Origin of the sequence: Streptomyces sp. NPDC002467 (assembly GCF_042889825.1) — a bacterium.
GTDB lineage: Bacteria > Actinomycetota > Actinomycetes > Streptomycetales > Streptomycetaceae > Streptomyces.
In genome coordinates, this window is record NZ_JBIARJ010000039.1 from 1 (window position 1) to 20,785 (window position 20,785).

Annotated in this window: 19 protein-coding genes and 1 tRNA gene; 14 read left to right on the forward strand and 6 right to left on the reverse strand. The window is 73.2% G+C overall.

Going from position 1 to position 20,785, the window contains the following annotated elements:
• Positions 1 to 740 precede the first annotated feature (740 nt).
• From ACFYYJ_RS40895 to ACFYYJ_RS40905, 3 genes are all read left to right on the forward strand, one after another.
• Positions 741 to 1,688, forward strand: a complete 948-nt coding sequence (locus tag ACFYYJ_RS40895; protein WP_385364249.1) for a hypothetical protein — start codon at positions 741 to 743, stop codon at positions 1,686 to 1,688.
• A gap of 33 nt (positions 1,689 to 1,721) precedes the next feature.
• Positions 1,722 to 3,281, forward strand: a complete 1,560-nt coding sequence (locus ACFYYJ_RS40900) for an APC family permease (RefSeq protein WP_385364247.1) — start codon at positions 1,722 to 1,724, stop codon at positions 3,279 to 3,281.
• A 225-nt stretch (positions 3,282 to 3,506) separates the two neighbouring features.
• A complete protein-coding gene (locus ACFYYJ_RS40905) occupies positions 3,507 to 4,946 on the forward strand; it encodes an amino acid permease (RefSeq protein WP_389139987.1) in 1,440 nt (479 codons plus the stop codon).
• A gap of 75 nt (positions 4,947 to 5,021) precedes the next feature.
• Here the strand turns inward: ACFYYJ_RS40905 and ACFYYJ_RS40910 are convergent, their stop codons facing one another.
• Complete coding sequence (locus ACFYYJ_RS40910; protein ID WP_389139990.1) at positions 5,022 to 6,635, reverse strand: serine/threonine-protein kinase; 1,614 nt, start codon at positions 6,633 to 6,635, stop codon at positions 5,022 to 5,024.
• A 108-nt stretch (positions 6,636 to 6,743) separates the two neighbouring features.
• Positions 6,744 to 6,828: transfer RNA gene (locus ACFYYJ_RS40915), tRNA-Leu, on the reverse strand.
• 168 nt (positions 6,829 to 6,996) lie between these two features.
• Here ACFYYJ_RS40915 and ACFYYJ_RS40920 point away from each other — a divergent pair.
• From ACFYYJ_RS40920 to ACFYYJ_RS40930, 3 genes are all read left to right on the forward strand, one after another.
• Complete coding sequence (locus ACFYYJ_RS40920) at positions 6,997 to 8,322, forward strand: M20/M25/M40 family metallo-hydrolase (RefSeq protein WP_385132626.1); 1,326 nt, start codon at positions 6,997 to 6,999, stop codon at positions 8,320 to 8,322.
• A 136-nt stretch (positions 8,323 to 8,458) separates the two neighbouring features.
• Entirely contained in the window at positions 8,459 to 8,692 is a 234-nt protein-coding gene (locus ACFYYJ_RS40925) for a chaplin (protein ID WP_376661507.1), read from the forward strand.
• Positions 8,693 to 8,831: 139 nt separating this feature from the next.
• Positions 8,832 to 9,650, forward strand: a complete 819-nt coding sequence (locus tag ACFYYJ_RS40930) for a chaplin family protein (RefSeq protein ID WP_389139995.1) — start codon at positions 8,832 to 8,834, stop codon at positions 9,648 to 9,650.
• A 49-nt stretch (positions 9,651 to 9,699) separates the two neighbouring features.
• On the opposite strand, the gene ACFYYJ_RS40935 is transcribed toward ACFYYJ_RS40930, so the two are convergent.
• Entirely contained in the window at positions 9,700 to 9,888 is a 189-nt protein-coding gene (locus ACFYYJ_RS40935) for a DUF5703 family protein (RefSeq protein ID WP_031146791.1), read from the reverse strand.
• Between the two features lie 48 nt (positions 9,889 to 9,936).
• Between ACFYYJ_RS40935 and ACFYYJ_RS40940 the strand changes: the two genes are divergently transcribed.
• Entirely contained in the window at positions 9,937 to 10,578 is a 642-nt protein-coding gene (locus ACFYYJ_RS40940; RefSeq protein ID WP_376661505.1) for a hypothetical protein, read from the forward strand.
• 109 nt (positions 10,579 to 10,687) lie between these two features.
• On the opposite strand, the gene ACFYYJ_RS40945 is transcribed toward ACFYYJ_RS40940, so the two are convergent.
• Complete coding sequence (locus ACFYYJ_RS40945) at positions 10,688 to 12,790, reverse strand: helix-hairpin-helix domain-containing protein (RefSeq protein WP_389140000.1); 2,103 nt, start codon at positions 12,788 to 12,790, stop codon at positions 10,688 to 10,690.
• A 57-nt stretch (positions 12,791 to 12,847) separates the two neighbouring features.
• Between ACFYYJ_RS40945 and ACFYYJ_RS40950 the strand changes: the two genes are divergently transcribed.
• Positions 12,848 to 13,057 (forward strand): hypothetical protein, encoded by a 210-nt coding sequence (locus ACFYYJ_RS40950; protein ID WP_389140003.1) that lies wholly within the window; start codon positions 12,848 to 12,850, stop codon positions 13,055 to 13,057.
• Here the strand turns inward: ACFYYJ_RS40950 and ACFYYJ_RS40955 are convergent.
• The gene (locus ACFYYJ_RS40955; protein ID WP_389140006.1) at positions 13,036 to 14,022 is read right to left on the reverse strand and encodes an aldo/keto reductase; all 987 of its coding nucleotides are present in this window, start codon (positions 14,020 to 14,022) and stop codon (positions 13,036 to 13,038) included. The genes ACFYYJ_RS40950 and ACFYYJ_RS40955 overlap by 22 nt on opposite strands.
• 100 nt (positions 14,023 to 14,122) lie before the next feature.
• On the opposite strand from ACFYYJ_RS40955, the gene ACFYYJ_RS40960 reads away from it, so the two are divergent.
• Positions 14,123 to 15,172, forward strand: a complete 1,050-nt coding sequence (locus ACFYYJ_RS40960; RefSeq protein WP_385132636.1) for an LLM class F420-dependent oxidoreductase — start codon at positions 14,123 to 14,125, stop codon at positions 15,170 to 15,172.
• A gap of 183 nt (positions 15,173 to 15,355) precedes the next feature.
• Positions 15,356 to 16,144: a ferritin-like domain-containing protein gene (locus ACFYYJ_RS40965; protein ID WP_389140010.1), complete on the forward strand. Its 789-nt coding sequence runs from the start codon at positions 15,356 to 15,358 to the stop codon at positions 16,142 to 16,144.
• 20 nt (positions 16,145 to 16,164) lie between these two features.
• Here the strand turns inward: ACFYYJ_RS40965 and corA are convergent, their stop codons facing one another.
• Positions 16,165 to 17,157: a magnesium/cobalt transporter CorA gene (gene corA / locus ACFYYJ_RS40970; protein WP_385132641.1), complete on the reverse strand. Its 993-nt coding sequence runs from the start codon at positions 17,155 to 17,157 to the stop codon at positions 16,165 to 16,167.
• Positions 17,158 to 17,233: 76 nt separating this feature from the next.
• Between corA and ACFYYJ_RS40975 the strand changes: the two genes are divergently transcribed.
• The 4 genes from ACFYYJ_RS40975 to mshC all read left to right on the forward strand — a co-directional run bounded on the left by ACFYYJ_RS40975 (position 17,234) and on the right by mshC (position 20,782).
• On the forward strand, positions 17,234 to 17,944 hold the full coding sequence (locus ACFYYJ_RS40975; protein ID WP_385132644.1) for a histidine phosphatase family protein: 711 nt from the start codon (positions 17,234 to 17,236) through the stop codon (positions 17,942 to 17,944).
• A gap of 89 nt (positions 17,945 to 18,033) precedes the next feature.
• Positions 18,034 to 18,624: a DUF3090 domain-containing protein gene (locus ACFYYJ_RS40980; RefSeq protein WP_385132647.1), complete on the forward strand. Its 591-nt coding sequence runs from the start codon at positions 18,034 to 18,036 to the stop codon at positions 18,622 to 18,624.
• Positions 18,588 to 19,430, forward strand: coding sequence for an SCO1664 family protein (locus ACFYYJ_RS40985; RefSeq protein WP_385132650.1), 843 nt, complete (start codon positions 18,588 to 18,590; stop codon positions 19,428 to 19,430). The genes ACFYYJ_RS40980 and ACFYYJ_RS40985 overlap by 37 nt, the downstream gene beginning before the upstream one ends.
• A 122-nt stretch (positions 19,431 to 19,552) precedes the next feature.
• Entirely contained in the window at positions 19,553 to 20,782 is a 1,230-nt protein-coding gene (mshC, locus tag ACFYYJ_RS40990) for a cysteine--1-D-myo-inosityl 2-amino-2-deoxy-alpha-D-glucopyranoside ligase (RefSeq protein WP_385132652.1), read from the forward strand.
• Positions 20,783 to 20,785 lie beyond the last annotated feature (3 nt).

Here is a 20,785-nt window from a genome sequence, read left to right on the forward strand (position 1 = left end):
CCTCGGGCGTCGAACGGGAAGCGGCAGCGGACATGCAAGACGTGGTGCGTTCGACGCCCTGCGGGGGCGCCCCGCCACGCACCCGACCCCGACGGTGCGGTGGTACGGGCGGGGGACGGCCCGGGTGAGCGCCGGCGTTCGACGCCCTGCGGGGGCGCCCCGCCGCGCACCCGACCCCGACGGTGCGGTGGTACGGGCGGGGGCCGGCCCGGGTGAGCGCCGGCGTTCGACGCCCTGCGGGGGCGCCCCGCCGCGCACCCGACCCCGACGGTGCGGTGGTACGGGCGGGGGCCGGCCCCGCTGGGCACCGGCGTTCGACGCCCTGCGGGGGCGCCCCGCCGCGCACCCGACCCCGACGGTGCGGTGGTACGGGCGGGGGACGGCCCGGGTGGGCACCGGCGTTCGACGCCCTGCGGGGGCGCCCCGCCAGGCGCCCGACCCCGACGGCGCGGGGGAGTCGCACGGGTCGGCCCGCCGCCGGCGCGGGGCGTGCCATTCGGCCAGACGCACACGACCCGCACACCCACCCGCCCCACCGGACCGATCCGCTCACCCGGCACGGACTTCCCCGAACCGACACAACCACCCCAACTGCCACCCATAACAAAGCAGTTGAAACACGCCACCCAGTGGACTGGACCTTGACTCGGAGCCGGGCCTACCGCTTTGCTGTGCGTGATCACCGGTTCGCTCACCGGCACGATCCCCCGACCACCCGCGCCCTGGAGGGAAACCCGCGGATGTCCCCGCCTCCGCCGCCCCTCGGCCGCGCCCGCAAGCGGGACGCCCAGCTCTTCGACCCTGCCCTCTGTGACGTCGAACTCGTCGACGTGCGCGCGCAGTTCACCCAGGGCCGCTGGGCGAAGGCCCGTTCCCTGCTCGTCGCCACCGGTGACGACTGGGACCGGCGGGGCCACCGCGTCGTCGTCCTCGCCGAGACCCCCGCGGCCACCGCCTGGGCCCGCGAGTGGCTCCTCGCCGAACCCGGCAGCGCCGACGCGGCCACCCTCCTCGCCTGCGCCGCCGTCTTCCGGGCCCTGCGCGGCAAGGACTCCCCGGCCGCCGCCGAGGAGGCCTGCCGCCGCGCCGCCGCCCTGCTCCCCGCGGACCCCACGCCCTGGCTCGGGCTGCTCCTCCTCTCCCGCGCCTTCGGTGCGGAGGAGGAGTTCAGCCGCCACTTCGACCAGGTCCGCGCGCGCCACCGCGAACACCACCACGCCCACCATCTGATGGTCGCCAAGCTCGCCGAACGCACCCCCGGCGCCGGCCACGACCCGCTCCACGAGGTCTACGACTTCGCTGCCTGGGCCGCCGAGGAGGCCCCGGCGGACTCCCCGCTCGCCGTGCTCCCCGTCATCGCGCACGCCGAGCGCTACCGGGTGCTCGCCGCCACCCACGGCCACACCTTCGGCAGCGCCACCCAGCACTGGTCCGGTCGGCGCGCCCGCCAGGTGCTGCGCGCCGCCTTCGACTGGTGGCTGGAATGGGAGCGCGACGACCACCCCCGCAACCGGGTCGACCTCAACTACCTGGCCCACGCCAAGCTCTGCGAGGGCCGCCCAGCCGAGGCCGCCGCGCTCTTCCTCCGCATCGGGAGGCACGCGACCCCGGCCCCGTGGTCCTATCCGGACCGCGACCCGCACAAGGCCTTCCTCGCCGCGCGCGGCGCCGCCCTCGGCACCGCCTGAGACACCCCCGACCACCCCCGAAAGGAACCTGCCATGCCGACGGGCAGCTCCACCACGCTCCAGGACCCGGCCGACATAAGAACGTACAAAGGGACGGACCGCGCCCTGCGCGCCGACCGGCTCGGCACCGCCGGGCTGCTGCTCTCCGTCCTCGCCGCCAGCGCGCCCCTGATGGTCGTCGCCGGTGTCATGCCCACGACATTCGGAGTCATGGGCATCGTCGGACAGCCGCTCCTCTTCGTCATCCTCGGCATCGTCCTCGCGCTCTTCGGCATCGGCTACGCCGAGATGAGCCGGCACGTCCACAACGCCGGCGCCTTCTACGCCTACATCGCCCGCGGCCTCGGCCCCACCGCGGGCGCCGGCGCCTCCTTCGTCGCCCTCGTCGCCTACAGCGCCATGCAGGTCGGCGTCTACGGCATCCTCGGCTTCGAGGTGTCCAACCTCTTCGCCACCTACCTGGAGACCGAACTCGCCTGGTGGATCCCCGCCCTGGCGGCGGTCGCCGTCACCGGCGCCCTCGGCTGGCTCAAGATCGACCTCAATGCCAAGGTCCTCGGCGTCCTGCTCCTCATCGAGTGCGTCCTCGTCGTGATCTTCGACGTCTCGGCCCTCGCCAAGCCCGGCGCCGAAGGCCTCTCGCTCCACGCCTTCGACCCCGCGACCCTCGGCGGAGCGGGCCTCGGCACCGCGCTCTGCTTCTGCATCGCCGCGTTCGTCGGCTTCGAGCAGTCCCCGGTCTACGCCGAGGAGACCAGCCGGCCGCACATCGTCGTCTCCCGCGTGATGTTCCTCGCCGTCGGCTTCGTCGCCCTCTTCTTCGCCTTCAGCGCCTGGGCCCTGACCGTCGCCACCGGTCCCTCCGAGGTCGTCAAGACCTCCGCCGAGGCCGGTCCCGGCCTGCTCTTCCAGCTCACCGGGGACCGCCTCGGCACCGCCTTCACCGACGTCCTGCACGTCCTCTTCGTGTCCGGCATGTTCGCGGCGATGCTCAGCTTCCACAACGTGGTCGCCCGCTACGCCTTCGCCATGGGCCGCGAGGGCCTCCTCCCGGCCGCCTTCGGCAGGACCAACGCCGGCACCGGCGCCCCCGGCACCGGTTCCCTCCTGCAGACCGCCGTCTCCGTCCTCGTCGTCATCGCCTTCGCCGTCACCGACGACAAGCCGGCCGGCGACCCCACCGCGCCCGTCCTGCACCTGTTCACCTGGATGGGCAGCGTCGGCGCCCTCGGCATCACCCTCCTGATGGCCACCGCCTCCTTCGCCGTCATCGCCTTCTTCGTCCGCCGCGGCACCGCCGGCGCCCAGGTCTGGCGGCTCGTCGCGGCCGGCGCCGCCGGTCTCGCCCTGCTCGCCATCGCCGTCTGGACCGTCAAGGACTTCGGCGTCCTGGTCGGCGCCGAGGAGGGCTCCGTCCTCAGCGGGGTCCTGCCCGGCATCATCGGCGCCGCCGCCGTGGCCGGACTGGCGTACGGACTGGTGCTGCGCCGCAGCCGCCCCGAGGCGCACGCCCGCATCGGCCTGGGCAACGAGGCCTTCCGTCTCGACCAGGCCGCGACGGAGGCCGCCCCGGACGGCCGACACAGCGGCTGACACCACACCCGGAAACCTAGGTTTCCAGCGCCCGCGAAGCCTCCGACACCCCTTTCCATGGTCGTCGGGGGCTTCGATGCGTACGGGTGCGATTTTGGCGGGCGGCGGACCCTCATGGTCTCCTGGGGCGATCAAAACACCCGGACCGCCGCACAGGGGACACCACCCAGCTCCCCGGCACGACGGCCCGGTCTGCCTGTCCACCCCACGAAGGCGAAGTCGTACATGACCGACCGCACCCTGGCCGAGGCCCCCGCCGAGCCGTCCGCACGCCACACCGACGCGGGCGACGAGGGCTACAGCAAGGACCTCAAGTCCCGCCACATCAACATGATCGCGATCGGCGGAGCGATAGGCACCGGCCTGTTCCTCGGCGCCGGCGGCCGCCTCGCCGGAGCCGGCCCCTCCCTGGCGATCGCCTACGCGGTGTGCGGAGTCTTCGCCTTCTTCGTCGTCCGGGCCCTCGGCGAACTCGTCCTGTACCGACCCTCCTCCGGCGCCTTCGTCTCCTACGCCCGCGAGTTCATGGGGGAGAAGGGCGCCTACACCGCCGGCTGGCTGTACTTCCTGAACTGGTCGACCACCACCGTCGCCGACATCACCGCCGCCGCGACCTACGCCCACTTCTGGTCGATGTTCACCGACGTCCCCCAGTGGGTCCTCGCCCTCATCGCCCTCGCCGTCGTCCTCACCGCGAACCTGAACTCGGTGAAGTACTTCGGCGAGATGGAGTTCTGGTTCTCCCTGGTCAAGGTCGCCGCCCTGGTGGTCTTCCTCGTCGTCGGCATCTGGCTCGTCGCCACCAGCCACGACATCGGCGGCCACACCCCCGGCCTGGCCTCCATCACCGACAACGGCGGCATCTTCCCCGCCGGGATGCTCCCCATGCTCCTGGTCATCCAGGGCGTCGTCTTCGCGTACGCCTCCGTCGAGCTGTGCGGAGTCGCCGCCGGCGAGACCGAGAACCCCGAGAAGATCATGCCGAAGGCGATCAACTCGATCATGTGGCGCGTGGGCCTCTTCTACGTCGGCTCCGTGGTCCTCCTCGCGCTGCTGCTGCCCTACACCGAGTACAGCTCCGACCAGAGCCCCTTCGTCACGGTCTTCGACAAGCTCGGCGTCCCCGGCGCCGCGGGCATCATGAACCTGGTCGTCCTGACCGCCGCACTCTCCAGCCTGAACTCCGGCCTCTACTCCACCGGCCGCATCCTGCGCTCCATGGCCATGTCCGGCTCAGCGCCCCGCTTCACCGCCCGCATGAACAAGGGCAAGGTCCCCTACGGCGGCGTCCTGTTCACCGCCGCCTTCGGCCTGGCCGGCGTCGCCCTGAACAAGTACATGCCCAAGGACGCCTTCGAGATCGTCCTCAACTTCGCCTCGCTCGGCATCCTCGGCACCTGGGCCATGGTCATGCTCTGCTCGCTGCACTTCTGGCGCCGGGCGAAGCAGGGCCGCGTCGAACGCCCCGCCTACCGGCTGCCCTGGGCCCCCTACACCCAGCTCCTCACGCTGGTCTTCCTCGTCACGGTCCTGGTCCTGATGTGGTGCGACGGCGGAGTGGGCCGCACCACCGTCCTGTGCATCCCCGCGATCGCGGCCGCCCTGGTCGGCGGCTGGTACCTGGTCCGCCGCCGGGTCGCCGAGATCGCGGCCTCCCGCGGTTGATCCCGCGAAACGCCCGAGGGCCCCGCGCCCGGAACGCTTCCGGACGCGGGGCCCTCGCGCGCGAGCGCGGCGCCGTCAGGGCTGCCCGCCGCCCCGGAGGGCCGGCACGAAGGAATCCAGCGCGGCGTCGAAGTGGCCGCGCGCCTCGGCCGCCCGCCCGACCGGTGCCGACACCCACACGTCGTACAGCACCCCGCCCTGCTCCCAGCAGAGGTCGAAGGCGTGGTGGGCGCCCTCGGCGCGGGTGAATCCGTCCCAGGTGAACTCCCACAGGGCCGCCGGGAGCCCGTCGTGCGTCGTCGCCACGACCTTGTTGTCACGCAACCCGGGGTTCGTCTGGGCCCCGTTGGCGTCGGCGCGCCGCATCACTCCCAGCGGTCCGCCGGACTGCGCCGGGGCCACCCTGATCCCGATGCGGACGGACCCGTCCGGCGATCTGTAGATCACCCGCTGCTCGTCGGTGGTGCGCCGGTACCCGGTCGGCACGGCCAGACTGAAACCCTGCGCGTCGGACACGACCTGGTACCCGGCGGGCGCGGGCCGCACCGACCCGGTGGCCGGGTGCGACGGGGGCGAGGCCTGCGCGTTCCCGGACGCCGCCGGGACCGGGAAGAACGACGGCCCGGCGGACGCGGCGGCTCCGGCCGCCCCCTTGCCCGGGTCCCGCTCCTCGCCCAGCAGCCGCGTCGCGGTCACCGTGCCGGCGACCGTCGCCGCGAGCAGCGCCGCGACCAGCCCCACGCGCACCGCCGCCCGGCGCCGCGCGGGCCGTGCGGACTCCGAGGGCAGCGGCGCGTCCGGCCGGGTGGCCCGCTCGGTCGGCGAGTACGCCACCACCGCGACCGGCTCGGGCACCTCCCCGTCCCCGTCCACGCCCTCGCCCGCCGCGCAGGCTTCCAGCAGCCGCACGGCCTCTGGTCCGCCCAGCCGCAGCTCCGGATCGCGCTCCAGCAGGCCGCGGACGACCGGGCGCAGCGGCCCCAGCCGGGCGGGCGGCTCGATCTCGTCGAAGACAACGGCGTGCAGGATGCCGCCGATCGAATCCCGGTGGAACGGCGACTCCCCGGTCACGGCCGTGCACAGCAGGACGCCCAGCGACCACAGATCAGCCGCCGGCCCGGCCTCCGCGCCCTTCATCCGCTCGGGCGCCGTGTACTCCGGTGATCCGACGAAGGCCCCGGCCTCGCTGATGGTCGTCGCCCCGGCGAGCCGGGCGATCCCGAAGTCGGTCAGCACCGCCCGGCCCGTGCCCGCTTCGATGAGCACGTTGGCCGGCTTCACGTCCCGGTGCAGCACCCCGCGCTCGTGCGCCGCGCCGAGGGCGCCCAGCAGCGAGATCCCGAGCCGGGCCGTCTCCCGGGGCGTCAGCGGCCCGGAAGTGGCGAGCCGGTCGGCCAGGGAGCCGCCCTCGACGAGCTCCATGACGATGTGGGCGACGCCCTCGTGCTCCACGACGTCGTGGACGACCACGACGTGCGGATGCCTGATCTGCGCGACGACGCGGGCCTCCCGCAGGGCCCCCATGGCCCGGGTGCCGGCGTCGACGTGGAGCTCCTTGACGGCCACGGCCCGCCCGAGCAGCTCGTCCGAGGCCCGCCGGACGGTCCCCATGCCACCCCGGCCCAGCCGCTCCTGAAGCCGGTAACGGCCACCGATCACCGTGCTGTTGCCCGGACCGTCCTGCGCCACTCCGATACCCCCGTCCGCTGGTCAGGGGCCATGATGCCGTACCGGCCGTGCCGCACACCGCACGGGGCGAACGCAAAGAACCCCACCGAAGTGGGGTTCTCGCTCTTGTGTCCGAGGGGGGACTTGAACCCCCACGCCCGATAAAGGGCACTAGCACCTCAAGCTAGCGCGTCTGCCATTCCGCCACCCGGACAAGGTGTCTGTCTCGCGTCCCTCGCGGGCCGTTCCGACGTGGAAAACATTACCAAACATTCCGGGGTCCTCGATCACACCCCCCGGTGGCCGGGGATCTCCCTTGGGGAGAGCGGCCCGGAGCGGGAGGATGGGGGCAGTTCGGTACCGATCAGTGGGAGGAAGCAGCGTGAGCGAGTCGAACGCGGGCAGGGCCGTCTCGGGCGAGGACGAGGTCGTCGACCTCTGCCGGGACCTCATCCGGATCGACACCAGCAACTACGGGGACCACTCCGGCCCCGGCGAGCGCAAGGCGGCCGAGTGGGTCGCGGAGAAGCTCGCCGAGGTCGGCCTGGAGCCGCAGATCTTCGAATCGCACAAGGGGCGCGCCTCCACGGTCGCGCGGATCGAGGGCGAGGACCCCTCCCGCCCGGCGCTGCTGATCCACGGGCACACCGACGTGGTTCCGGCCAACGCGGTCGACTGGACGTACGACCCCTTCGCCGGCGAGATCGCCGACGGCTGCGTGTGGGGCCGAGGCGCCGTCGACATGAAGGACATGGACGCGATGACGCTGGCCGTCGTCCGCGACCGCATGCGCAGCGGGCGCAAGCCCCCGCGCGACATCGTGCTCGCCTTCCTCGCCGACGAGGAGGCCGGCGGCATCTACGGGGCCCGGCACCTCGTCGACAAGCACCCGGGGCTCTTCGAGGGGGTCACCGAGGCCATCGGCGAGGTCGGCGGCTTCTCCTTCACCGTGAACGAGAACCTGCGCCTGTACCTGGTGGAGACCGCCCAGAAGGGCATGCACTGGATGCGGCTCACGGTGGAGGGCACCGCGGGCCACGGCTCCATGACCAACACCGACAACGCGATCACGGAGCTGTGCGAGGCCGTCGGGCGCCTCGGCCGCCATCAGTGGCCGGTGCGCGTGACCAAGACCGTGCGTAGCTTCCTGGACGAGCTCTCGGACGCCCTCGGCACCCCCCTGGACCCGGACGACATGGACGCCACGCTCGCCAAGCTCGGCGGCATCGCCAAGATGGTCGGCGCGACCCTGCGCAACTCCGCCGCCCCGACGATGCTCGGCGCCGGCTACAAGGTCAACGTCATCCCCGGCCAGGCCACCGCGCACGTCGACGGCCGCTTCCTGCCCGGCTACGAGGACGAGTTCTTCGCGGACCTCGACCGGATCCTCGGCCCGCGCGTGAAGCGGGAGGACGTGCACGGGGACAAGGCCCTGGAGACGGACTTCGACGGCCGGCTCGTGGACGCCATGCAGGGCGCCCTGCGCGCGGAGGACCCGATCGCGCGCGCGGTCCCGTACATGCTCTCCGGCGGTACGGACGCCAAGTCCTTCGACGACCTCGGCATCCGCTGCTTCGGCTTCGCGCCGCTGCAGCTGCCGCCGGAGCTGGACTTCGCCGGAATGTTCCACGGGGTCGACGAGCGGGTGCCGGTGGACGGGCTGAAGTTCGGTGTCCGTGTGCTCGACCGATTCATCGACAACGCCTGACGGCGGGGAATCGGGAGGGTGTGCGGATTCCACTGAGAAGAGTGAATGCGCTCATACGCTCGTAGCCCCGGTGATCCCTCCTCGTTACAGGTGTTGCGGTCCGCGGCTGGGACCGCATTGCCTACTAGGAGGAACAATGATCAAGAAGGTTGTCGCCGCTGCGGCTGCCACCGGTGCTGTGGTTCTCGCGGGTGCGGGCCTGGCCCACGCCGATGCCGGTGCCCAGGGCGCGGCCGTCGGTTCGCCCGGTGTCCTGTCCGGCAACGTGCTCCAGGTCCCCGTCCACGTTCCCGTGAACGTGTGCGGTAACACGGTGAACGTCATCGGCCTGCTGAACCCGGCCTTCGGCAACACCTGCGTCAACGCCTGACGCGTCTGAAGTCTTGGGCCCCGGAGCGCATTCCAGCGCTCCGGGGCCACCGGCCTTTCAGGCCCCGATTCTCATATCGATTTCGGCGCGACAGGCAGGGGAGCCTGGCCGAAACACACGCAGGAGGGGACGAGCGCACATGCGACGACGACCGGCACAGGCCACCAGGAAGACCCTGATCACCATGGCCGCCGCGGGGGGTGTCCTCGCGATGGGCGGGGGATACGCGCACGCGGACTCCGGCGCCTCCGGACACGCGGCGAACTCGCCGGGCGTGCTGTCCGGCAACAACGTGCAGGCACCGGTGGACGCACCGGTGAACATCTGCGGCAACACCGTCTCCGTGGTCGGCCTGCTCAACCCGGCCTTCGGGAACCACTGTTCCAACGACTCGGGCCACGGCGGGAAGCCGGGCCCGGAGAAGCCGTCGGAGCCGCCGTGCGACGACGACCACGGCCCCGGCGGCCACCCGGGCGGCCCGGGCACACCGGGACACCCGGGCACCCCCGGAAACCCGGGCACACCGGGCGGCCACCACCCGGGACAGCCCGGTACACCGGGGAGCCCGGGTACGCCCGGTCACCCGGGAACGCCCGGTACACCTGGTGGCCGGCTCCCGGGCAACCCGGGCACTCCGGGTCAGCCCGGTTCCCCGGCCACTCCGGGTCAGCCGGGGAACCCGGGTACGCCCGGTGGTCAGCTCCCCGGCAATCCCGGTACGCCGGGTCAGCCGGGCAACGGCGGCACTCCGGGTCAGCCGGGCGGCCCGGGGACGCCCGGCTCCGGCGGCTCCGGCGGCGACGCCGCGCCAGGGGGGCCCGTGACCCCCGCCACACCGCCGGGGACGGGACTGGCCGCCACCGGCACCGGTGACGTCCTCACCGCCGGACTCCCGCTCGCCGGCGGGCTGCTCCTGGCCGGCAGCGTGCTCTACCGCCGCGTCCGCAACGCCGCCTGACGGATGATCAGGACGCGGGCCCCGACGCCGGGGCCCGCGTCACACCACGTCACCAGGTCGCGCGGACCTGTCGGATGATCCGGCGGCGCAGCCGCACGCGGCGGCTGCCGTCCCGGTGCAGGGTCAGCCGGTCGAGCTCCCAGTTCCCGTACTCGGCATGGTCGGTCAGCAGGCGGGTCGCCTCTTTGCGGGGGACCCCGCGAGGCACGTACACGTCGACAAATTCGTATTCCGGCATCGGTATCTATTGTGCGGGCAGAGGCCTGCTACGGATAGCGTCTGCCCTATGTCTGATGCCGCTCTGCCCACTGTTGCCGAGGTACGTGCCGCCGCCGAGGCGGTCAAGGCCGCCCTCGACCGTCACCTCGCCGCGGTCGAGCGCAGGACCGGGGACGAGGACCCGGCCGTCTACGCCGCCTTCAACGAACTCGCCGCCGCCGCCGAGGAGTACGACGAACTCCTCTACGACCGCTACGACGAGGTCACCCCCTTCGAGATCCCCACCCCCGAGGACGGGGTCCCGTACAGCGGGCCCGCCGAGCCCGCCGCGTTCAGCGTGCTCATCCGCCGTGACTACGCCGTCGTCGAACCGCCGCGGCTGATCGCGCAGGCCGAACGGGTCGCCGCGCACGACCGCGACGCCGAGCTCGTCCACGGCGGCACCGCCGGCGCGCTGGGCGTGCTCTTCGGGGAGTACGAGCCCGACGAGATCGCCTCCCGCTACAAGGAGTTCGGGCTCGAGGAAGGCGATTCCACGCTCTGGATCGCGGCCTCCGAGGAGATGGCCGAGCCGGGGGAGTGGCTGGCCTCGCCCTTCGGGCACACGGACGCGGAGGACGTCCTGCACCGGTTCGACGTCAGCTCCGTCTTCGACGAGGAACTGGACGAGTTCGACGAGGACGAGGAGCCGGGGCTGACCCCTGCCTGACGCGGGCCCGACCCCCGCTCGACCCTCGCTCGAACCCCGCTCGGTCCGCACCGGAGGCCGTGGCACCACGCCCGCAGGGCCGGTGCCACGGCCTCCGGCCGTTCCGGCTCTACTCCGGCTGCTGCGCCGCGGCCGCCGCGAGGGCCGCCAGCAGGCCCGTCAGACGCGTCGTACGCGGCTTCGGCAGCACCTCCGCGACCGCCCGGGGCAACGCCTGGTCCACGCCGTGCACGACCGACAGGTGCCGCTCGGCACGTCCGAACGCCGTGTACACCCAGTCCCGCGACAGCGCCTGCGCCGCGTCACCCGGCAGTACGACGACCACCGCGGGCCAGCGGGCCCCCACGGCCTGGTGCGCCGTCACCGCCCAGCCGTGCCGCACCTGCGACTCGACGAGCTCCTTCGGTACGACGACCCGCGCGCCCGCCCGGTCCAGGTGCAGGCCCGCCGCGTCGGCCGACACCACCCGGGCCGGCAGGGCCCGCCCGGGCGAGGGCACGTGGACGACCCGGTCGCCCGGGTCGAAGCCGCCGAACCGGCCGGGGCCCGGGTTCAGCCGCTCCTTCAGCGCCGCGTTCAGCGCCCGGGTCCCCGCGGAGCCGCCGTGGCCCGGGGTGATCACCTGCACGCTGTCGTCGGGGATCCCGAACGCCCGCGGCACGGACTCGGCCACCAGCTGGACGGCCCGGTGCACGGCCTCCCCGGCGTCGCGCACCGGGACGATGACGACCTCCTTGCCGGGGGCGTCGACCTGGGTCAGCTCGCCGACGCCGATCCCGGAGACCAGCTCGCCGAGGGGACCCGGGTCGGGCACGCGGGAGACCACCTGGGGGCAGAACCGGGCCGCCAGCAGATCGGCGAACACCCGCCCGGCGCCCGCCGACCCGAGTACCGCGGGATCGCCGGACAGCACCAGCCGGGCCCCGTCGGGGACGGACTCCACCAGCGCGGCCGCCGTCTCCACGTCCAACTGCGGTGCGTCCAGGACGATCAGGAGGTCCAGCGCGAACTGCCCGTCCGCGTCCCGGCCGGGCCCCTCCGCGCCCGACAGCAGCCCGGTGACGGTGACGCCGTCAGGGGTGGGCGCGTGCGCGGCGAGGCAGGCGCGCAGGCCCAGTTCGCGGGCCGCCGCCAGCAGGGCGAGGGGTTCGGCGCGGGCGGCCTCGCCTCCGGTGTGGGCGACCAGGCCGTGGCCCGCGACGGCGCGGATCAGCTCCGAGCCGTCCCAGTCGGTCGGGCCGTCGAAGGTGTTGGCCAGCCGGGCCAGGCCGTCGGCGAGGCTCTCCTCGGCCATGGCGGAACCCTCCAGGCCCACGAGCACGCGCACGGGCTGCTCCTCGCCCTCCTGCGCGGGCGGCCCGAGGGGCTCGTGGAAGACCAGTACCGAGCCCTCGGCGATGGCCTGCTCCAAGGCCTCGGCGGGATCCGGCACCCCGTACTGGACCAGGGCCTTCTCCAACACCGGGGCCTCCAGCGCGGTGTGCCCCTTCAGCCCGGCCTGCGCCAGCAGCCAGCCCACCAGGGCGGTGGTGCGGCGCTCGTCGGCGGGGCCGGCCTCGGGGCCCAGCAGGGCGCGGGCGAAGCCGTCCGCCTGGGTCGGGCGGACGGCGGCCACGGCCAGCAGCCGCCAGGGGTTCTCGGCGAGCTGCTCGGCGGCGCCGTCCCCGAGCGCGGTCGCCGCGGGGGCGGCCAGCGCCTCCGGGGCACCGCCGCGGGCCAGCACGGCCCGTACGGCCTCCACGTCGCCGGGGGTGGCCGCGGGGGCCGGTGCGGGTGCGGGCCGCTGGGGGCGGGTGGGGGCGGGCGCCGCCTTCCGCGGGGCGTCCGCGCCCTGACCCTCGTCGAAGTACACGGTCCCGCCCGGCGCCTTGGCGCCGCTCTCCACGGCCCGTACGGCGGCCAGCAGGTCGGCGGCCTTGCCGCTGAGCTTGGCCCCCGCGTCCACGGGGCCGGCGCGCTCGGCCTTGCGGCGGGCGATGCGCTCGCGCTCGACCTTCTGCGCGGCCAGTTCGGCTTGCGCCTCACTCAACTCGGGCGCCGCCGCGGCCTCGCCGCCCGCCGCCGTCTCGGTGCCCGTGCCGTCCTCTGCCTCGCCGTCGGCGCCGTCCGAGTCCTGCGGCTCGTCGGAGTCGGGCTCGGCGGGTGCGGCGGTTGCGGTGGTCAGGTCCTCGGCGTCGGGGTCCGGGGTGGGCCCTGCGGGGCTTTCCCCCACCCCGCCCCTTCCCGAAACCGGGGGCTCCGCCCCCGGCCCCCCGGCCTGCGACCCACCGTGGTCGGCCGCGCCGCCGCCAACGCCCTCCGACCCACCGCCCTCGGCTTCGCCGTGGAGCTCGGCACCGCCCTCCGGCCCAGCGGCACCGGCCTCCCGCCCGTCGGCGCCGGGGTGCGGGCCGTCGGTCGCGGGGTCTTCCGCGTCAGCGGGCCCGGCGTCAGCGGGGTCGGCGTGGTGGTCCGTGCTCACAGGGTGCTCCAGTCCTGATCGGGGTAGCGGTGCACGGGTGCTGAGACGTCGTCCAGCGCCCGGCAGATCTCCTCGGGAAGGGTAAGGGTCTCCACCGACAATGCCTCCGCGAGCTGCGAAGACGTCCGCGCCCCGACGATCGGCGCGACCACCCCCGGCCGGTCGCGGACCCACGCCAGCGCCACCTGGAGCGGGGTGACGGCCAGGCCGTGGGCCGCCGTCGCGACCGCGTCCACGATCCGGCCCGCCGCCTCGTCCAGGTACGGGGCCACGAACGCGGCCAGGGACTCCGACCCGCCCCGCGAGTCCGCCGGGACGACGCCGGAGCGGTACTTCCCCGTCAGGACCCCGCGCCCCAGGGGGGAGGACGGGAGGAGGCCGACTCCCAGGTCCAGGGCCGCCGGGAGCACCTCGCGCTCCACGCCCCGCTGGAGGAGGGAGTACTCCATCTGCGTCGAGGCGAGGCGCGTACGCCCGCCCGGTGCCGCCAGCTGCCAGGTCGCCGCCTTCGCGAGCTGCCAGCCGCTGAAGTTGGACACCCCCGCGTAGCGGGCCCGTCCGCTGCTGACCGCCAGGTCCACCGCGTGCAGGGTCTCCTCCAGAGGCGTCGCCGGGTCGAACGCGTGGACCTGCCAGAGGTCGACGTAATCGGTGCCGAGCCGGTCCAGCGAGGCGTCGAGCGCGGCCAGGAGGTGCCCGCGCGAGCCGTCGAAGCGCCGCTGCCGTTCGGGCACGCTGCCCGCCTTCGTCGCGATCACCACGTCCCGGCGTGGGATCAGCCCGCCCACCAACTGCCCGAGGAGGTACTCCGCCTCCCCGCCGCCGTACACGTCCGCCGTGTCCACGAGCGTGCCGCCCGCGTCCCAGAACGTCTTCATCTGCTCGGCGGCGGCCTCCTCGCCGGTGTCGCGACCCCAGGTGAGGGTGCCGAGCCCGATCCGGGAGACGCGCAGTCCGGTGCGGCCGAGATGCCTCTGCTCCATGAGCGCTGAGACTACTGGGGCGCTGACGAATGGGACCCGGGCGCGCTACAGTCCCCGCACATACACGTTACTGATCGGTAAACCGGTAAGGGGACGACTTATGCGGCTCGGCATCAATCTCGGCTACTGGGGTGCGGGCATGGACGCCGACAACCTCGCCGTCGCCCAGGAGGCCGACCGCCTCGGCTACGACGTCTGCTGGGCCGCCGAGGCCTACGGCTCGGACGCCCCGACCGTGCTGGCCTGGGTCGCGGCCCAGACCGAACGCATCGACGTCGGCTCGGCGATCATGCAGATCCCGGCCCGTCAGCCGGCCATGACCGCCATGACCGCGGCCACCCTCGACTCCCTCACCAAGGGCCGCTTCCGCCTCGGCCTCGGCGTCTCCGGCCCGCAGGTCTCCGAAGGCTGGTACGGCGTCAAGTTCGACAAGCCCCTCGCGCGCACCCGCGAGTACGTCGAGATCGTCCGCAAGGCCATGACCCGCGAGCGCCTCAGCTACGACGGCGAGCACTGGACCCTGCCGCTGCCCGGCGGCCCCGGCAAGCCCATCAAGCTGACCGTGCACCCCGAGCGCGAACACATCCCGCTCTACATCGCCGCGATCGGCCCGAAGAACCTGGAGCAGACCGGCGAGATCGCCGACGGCGCCCTGCTGATCTTCCCGGCCGCCGACCACCTGGAGGAGACGGCCCTGCGCCACATCCGCGCCGGGCGCGAGAAGGCCGGGCTGACCATGGACGGCTTCGACGTCTGCCCGACCGTGCCGCTGGCCCTCGGCGAGGACGTGAACGCGCTCGCCGACATGTTCCGCCCCTACACCGCCCTGTACGTCGGCGGCATGGGAAGCCGCAAGCAGAACTTCTACAACCAGCTCGCCCAGCGCATGGGCTACGAGAAGGAAGCCGCCGAGATCCAGGACAAGTACCTGGCGGGCGACAAGACCGGGGCCGCCGCCGCCGTCCCGCACTCGCTGATCGACTCGACCACCCTGCTCGGCCCGGTCGAGCGGATCGCGGACGGGATGCGGGCCTACGCGGAGGCCGGGGTCACCACCCTCACCCTCGCCCCGGCCGGCTTCACCCTGGACGAGCGGATCGCCGCCCTGCGCGCCGGCACCGAGGCCATGGAGCGGGCCGGACTGGCCTGACCCGCGAAGTCTGCGGCCGTGGTGGGGGCTCGGGGGGTCTTCCCCGCCACGGCCGACACAGCCAACAACGCGCCGGGCGCCCCCCGGGTTACGCACCCCGGGCAACGGCCTCGTTTCGTTCATTCGGACGAGCGCGGCGAGCCCTCGGTTGCCCGCCCCCGCGACCGGGGTTTGACTCGATGCATGCTCTCTGCCCGCAGCGTGTTCCAGGAGATCGTCGACAACGACGAAACCTTCCAGCTGTTCTGCTCCATCGCCGCCAGCGGGGAGGCCCAGGGCGGCTGGGAGAACGGCCGCATCGCGGCCCTGGTCCCCGACTCCATGCGCCACCTCGCGCCCAAGATCACCCGGCACGGCGCCGACGAGGACAAGCACGGACGGATCTTCGACGCGCTGCTGCGCAAACGCGGCCTGCGGCCCGTCCCCGTCCCGCCCGAGACCGACTACACGATGCTGCTGGAACGCGCCGGCATCGGCCTCGCCCACGAGAAGCTCCGCCGGGACGAGCCCCTCAGCGAGCTGGACGTCGTCGTCTACCTCGCGCACAGCCGTGTCACCGAGCAGCGCGCCGCCGACCAGATGGACAGGCTCGTCAAGGACTTCGGCGACCACCCCGAGCTCGGCAGGGCCGTCCGCATGATCAGCAACGACGAGGACAACCACCTCGCCTACTGCCACGAGGAGTTGCTGCGCCTGGCCCGTCAGGGACACGGCCCCACCATCCGGCGGGTGCTGCGCGACAGCGCGCTCGTGGAGATCCGCGTCTACCGCGACGTCAGCCTCGCCGTCATGGGCCACATGGGACGCCTGCTGAACTGGCCCGCCCCCAAGACGGCCGCGTTCGCCGCCGGCATCCGGGGCGTGCACGCGTACGAGCGCTTCAGCGGCTGGCACCGGGCGTTCGGCCTGCACATGCCCGAACGACGCGACGCGCTGGGAGGAGCGCCGACGGCCGCCCCCGAGTTCGCCTGAACCGGCCCCGCCCCGACGGGCTACAGCCAGCCGCGGCGCTTGAACATCCGGTGCAGGCCCAGGCACGCCCCCACCATGACCGCCAGCACCGCGGGATAGCCCCAGGTCTGCTTCAGCTCCGGCATGTCGTCGAAGTTCATCCCGTAGATCCCCGCCACCATCGTGGGGACGGCCGCCATCGCCGCCCAGGCCGAGATCTTGCGCATGTCGTCGTTCTGCCGGACCCCCATCTGCGCCAGATGCGCCGCCAGAGCGTCCGACAGCAGCCGGTCCAGCCCCTCGATGTACTCGTTCGCCTTGGTCAGGTGGTCCGCGACGTCGCGGAAGAACGGCTGCGCGTGGTCGTGGACGAAGGGCACGTCCCCGAACGCGAGCCGGTCCATCGGCTGGAGCAGCGGGCTCGTCGCCCGGCGGAACTCCAGGACCTGCCGCTTGAAGCCGTAGATCCGGGCGGCGGTGTTCTTGGTGTCCGACGCGTTCGGCGCGAACACGTCGGCCTCCAGCTCCTCCAGGTCCGCCTGGAGCTCGGCCGCCACCTCGATGTAGTGGTCGACCACCGCGTCGGACACCGCGTACAACACGGCCGTCGGACCGTGCCGCAGCACCTCCGGCTCGTGCTCCAGCCGGCGGCGCACGGCGGCCAGCGGGGCGCCCTCGCCGTGCCGGACCGTGACCACGAACGAGTCGCCGATGAACACCATCAGCTCGCCCGCCGTCACCGTGTCGGTGTCCTCGTCGTACAGCACCGGCTTGAGGACGACGAACAGCGAATCGTCGTACACCTCCAGCTTCGGGCGCTGGTGCGCGGTCAGCGCGTCCTCCACCGCCAGCGGGTGCAGCCCGAACTCCTCGCGGACGTGGTCGAATTCCTTCTCCGTCGGCTCGTGCAGGCCCAGCCACAGGAAGGCGTCACCGGTCGCCCTCGCCTCGTCGAGGGCATCGGAGAAATCCGCGGGCCCCTCGGCCCGGGCACCGGACCTGTAAATCGCGCAGTCCACAATCACCCGGGGCATTCTTCCCTGCCCACGGCCCGCCCGCACTCCCACCTCACCGCGCAGCGCCTTTCCGGGCGGGCCTAGGCTGTACCCCATGGCCACGCTGATCCTCGTACGACACGGGCGGTCCACCGCCAACACCGCCGGGTTGCTCGCCGGATGGACTCCGGGAGTCGCCCTCGACGAGCGCGGCGCCGAACAGGCCGCCAAGCTGCCCGGACGACTGGTCGGCGTGCCCCTCGCCGCCGCCGTCACCAGCCCGCTGCAACGCTGCCGCGAAACCCTCGCGCCGCTCCTGGCCGCCCGACCCGAGCTGGAACTGCACACCGACGAGCGCATCGGCGAATGCCACTACGGCGACTGGTCGGGCCGCAAACTCTCCGAACTCGCCGACGAACCCCTGATGAAGATCGTCCAGCAGCACCCGTCGGCGGCCGCCTTCCCCGGCGGCGAGTCCATGCGCGCCATGCAGGCCCGCGCGGTGGAAGCCGTACGGGAATGGAACGCGCGCGTCGAGCAGGAGCACGGGGCCGACGCCGTCTACCTCATGTGCTCGCACGGCGACATCATCAAGTCCCTTGTCGCCGACGCCCTCGGCATGCACCTGGACCTCTTCCAGCGCATCCACGTCGACCCCTGCTCGATCACGGCCATCCGCTACACGCCGACCCGCCCCTTCGTGTTCCGGCTCGGCGACACCGGGGACTTCGGCTCGCTCGTACCCGGAGACCAGGCCCGGACCGCGGACAAGGCCGCCGAGGACGCCGGGAACGCCGTCGTGGGCGGCGGCGCGGGCGCGGCGTGATCGAACGGCGCAGTAGGGTGGACTGGCCATAACAAAGAGCCACAGCCACGCGCAGAGCACCCCCTGCCGCCGAGACTTGGAGACTGGACGTGCCCCGTCAGGTGTTCCTCTACGACCCGCCGGACCGCTTCGTGGCCGGCACGGTCGGTCTGCCGGGACGCCGTACGTTCTTCCTGCAGGCCTCCGCCGGCCCCCGCGTCACCAGCGTCTCCCTGGAGAAGACCCAGGTCGCGGCGCTCGCCGAGCGGATGGACGAGCTGCTGGACGAGGTCGTGCGGCGCACCGGGGGCAATGCCCCGGTCCCGGCCGTCGCCCCCGCCGAGGCCACCGACACCGCACCCCTGGACGTGCCCGTCGAGGAGGAGTTCCGCGTCGGCACCATGGCCCTGGCCTGGGACGGCGAGGAACAGCGGATGATCGTCGAGGCCCAGGCCCTCGTCGAACTCGACGCCGACTCCGACGAGGACCTGGCCGAGGCCGAGGAGCGGCTGCTCCAGGACGAGGAGAACGGCCCGCCCATGCTGCGGGTCCGACTCACCGGCGCCCAGGCCCGCGCCTTCGCCAAGCGGGCCCTGGACGTCGTCAACGCCGGCCGCCCGCCGTGCCCGCTGTGCAGCCTCCCGCTCGACCCGGAGGGCCACGTGTGCCCGCGCCAGAACGGCTACCGGCGCCAGGCGTGAACGCGACGGGGGAACTGGAGGAACGGCTCGCCAAGGGTGAGCTGAGCGTCGTCGGCCGGATCAGGGAGGCGTCCAACGCCGTCCTGCTGTGCACCGTCACGTACGAGGGCGAGAGCACCGACTGCGTGTACAAGCCGGTCAAGGGGGAGCGGCCCCTGTGGGACTTCCCCGACGGCAACCTCGCCCAGCGCGAGGTCGCCGCCTACCTGGTCTCCGAGGCCACCGGCTGGGGACTGGTGCCCACCACCGTGCTGCGCGACGGCCCCTACGGCGAGGGCATGGTCCAGCACTGGATCGAGGCGGCCGGGGAGGACGACCCGGCAGCCGGGCTCCTCGCCCTCGTCGACGGCGAGGAAGCGGGGGAGGGCTGGAAGCCCGTCGCCCTCGCCGACGTCGGAGAGGGCCGCACCGCCCTGCTCGTCCACGCCGACGACCCCAGGCTGCGCCGCCTCTCCGTACTCGACGCCGTGATCAACAACGGCGACCGCAAGGGCGGCCACCTGCTGCCCGCGCCCGACGGACGGCTCTACGGCATCGACCACGGCGTGAGCTTCCACACGGAGGACAAGCTGCGCACCCTCCTGTGGGGGTGGGCGGGGGAGCCGCTGACCGACGAGGCCCGCGAGGTCCTGACCGATCTCACCGCCCGGCTCGCCGAGGGAGAGCCCCTCGCCACCCGGCTGGCCGAACTGATCACACCCGTCGAGCTGGCCGCCGTACGGGAACGGGTGGCACGGCTGCTGCGCACCGGGATCCACCCCGAGCCCTCCGGGCAGTGGCCGTCGATCCCCTGGCCACCGGTCTGAGCCACCGGTGCGAACCGGCCAGTACGACACGCACAGAACCGGCCAGACCGCAAGAGTGCCGATCAAGACAACAGTGCAGGTCCGGTTCGTTTAAGGAACACCCGTCCGGTTAGGCTCGACACATGCATGCCTGGCCCGCTTCTGAGGTCCCCGCCCTGCCCGGCAAGGGCCGCGACCTCCAGATCCACGACACCGCGACCCAGGGGACGATCACCCTCGCCCCCGGTCCCGTCGCCCGTATCTACGTCTGCGGCATCACCCCGTACGACGCGACCCACATCGGTCACGCGGCGACCTACAACGCGTTCGACCTCGTACAGCGCGTGTGGCTCGACACCAAGCGGCAGGTCCACTACGTCCAGAACGTCACGGACGTGGACGACCCGCTCCTGGAGCGGGCGCTGCGCGACGGCCACGACTGGACCGAGCTCGCCGAACGCGAGACGGCCCTCTTCCGCGAGGACATGACCGCCCTGCGGATGCTGCCCCCGCAGCACTACATCGGCGCCGTCGAGGCCATACCGGGCATCGTGCCGCTCGTGGAGCGGCTGCGGGACGCCGGCGCGGCGTACGAGCTGGACGGCGACGTCTACTTCTCGGTGGAGTCCGACGCGAACTTCGGCAAGGTCTCCAACCTCGACGCCGAAGCCATGCGGCTCCTGTCCGCGGAACGCGGCGGCGACCCCGACCGCCCCGGCAAGAAGAACCCGCTCGACCCGATGCTGTGGATGGCCGCACGACCGGGCGAGCCGAGCTGGGACGGCGGCTCGCTGGGCCGCGGCCGGCCGGGCTGGCACATCGAGTGCGTCGCCATCGCCCTGGACCACCTGGGCATGGGCTTCGACATCCAGGGCGGCGGATCCGACCTGGCGTTCCCGCACCACGAGATGGGCGCCTCGCACGCGCAGGTCCTGACGGGCGAGTTCCCGATGGCCAAGGCGTACGTGCACGCGGGCATGGTCGCCCTGCACGGCGAGAAGATGTCGAAGTCGAAGGGCAACCTGGTCTTCGTCTCCGCGCTGCGCCGCGCCGGGGTCGACCCGGCGGCGATCCGCCTGGCGCTCCTGTCCCACCACTACCGGGCCGACTGGGAGTGGACGGACGAGGTCCTCGCCGAGGCGGTGGCCCGCCTGGAGCGCTGGCGCGCGGCCGTGTCCCGCCCGGACGGCATCCCGGCCGACGCCCTCGTCGAGGAAGTCCGCGAGGCCCTCTCCAACGACCTGGACGCCCCTGCCGCGCTGGCGGCGGTGGACCGCTGGGTGGACGCCCAGAACGCCACCGACGGCGACGACGAATCGGCCCCCGGCCTGGTCTCCCGCACGGTGGACGCGCTGCTGGGCGTAGCCCTGTAGCCC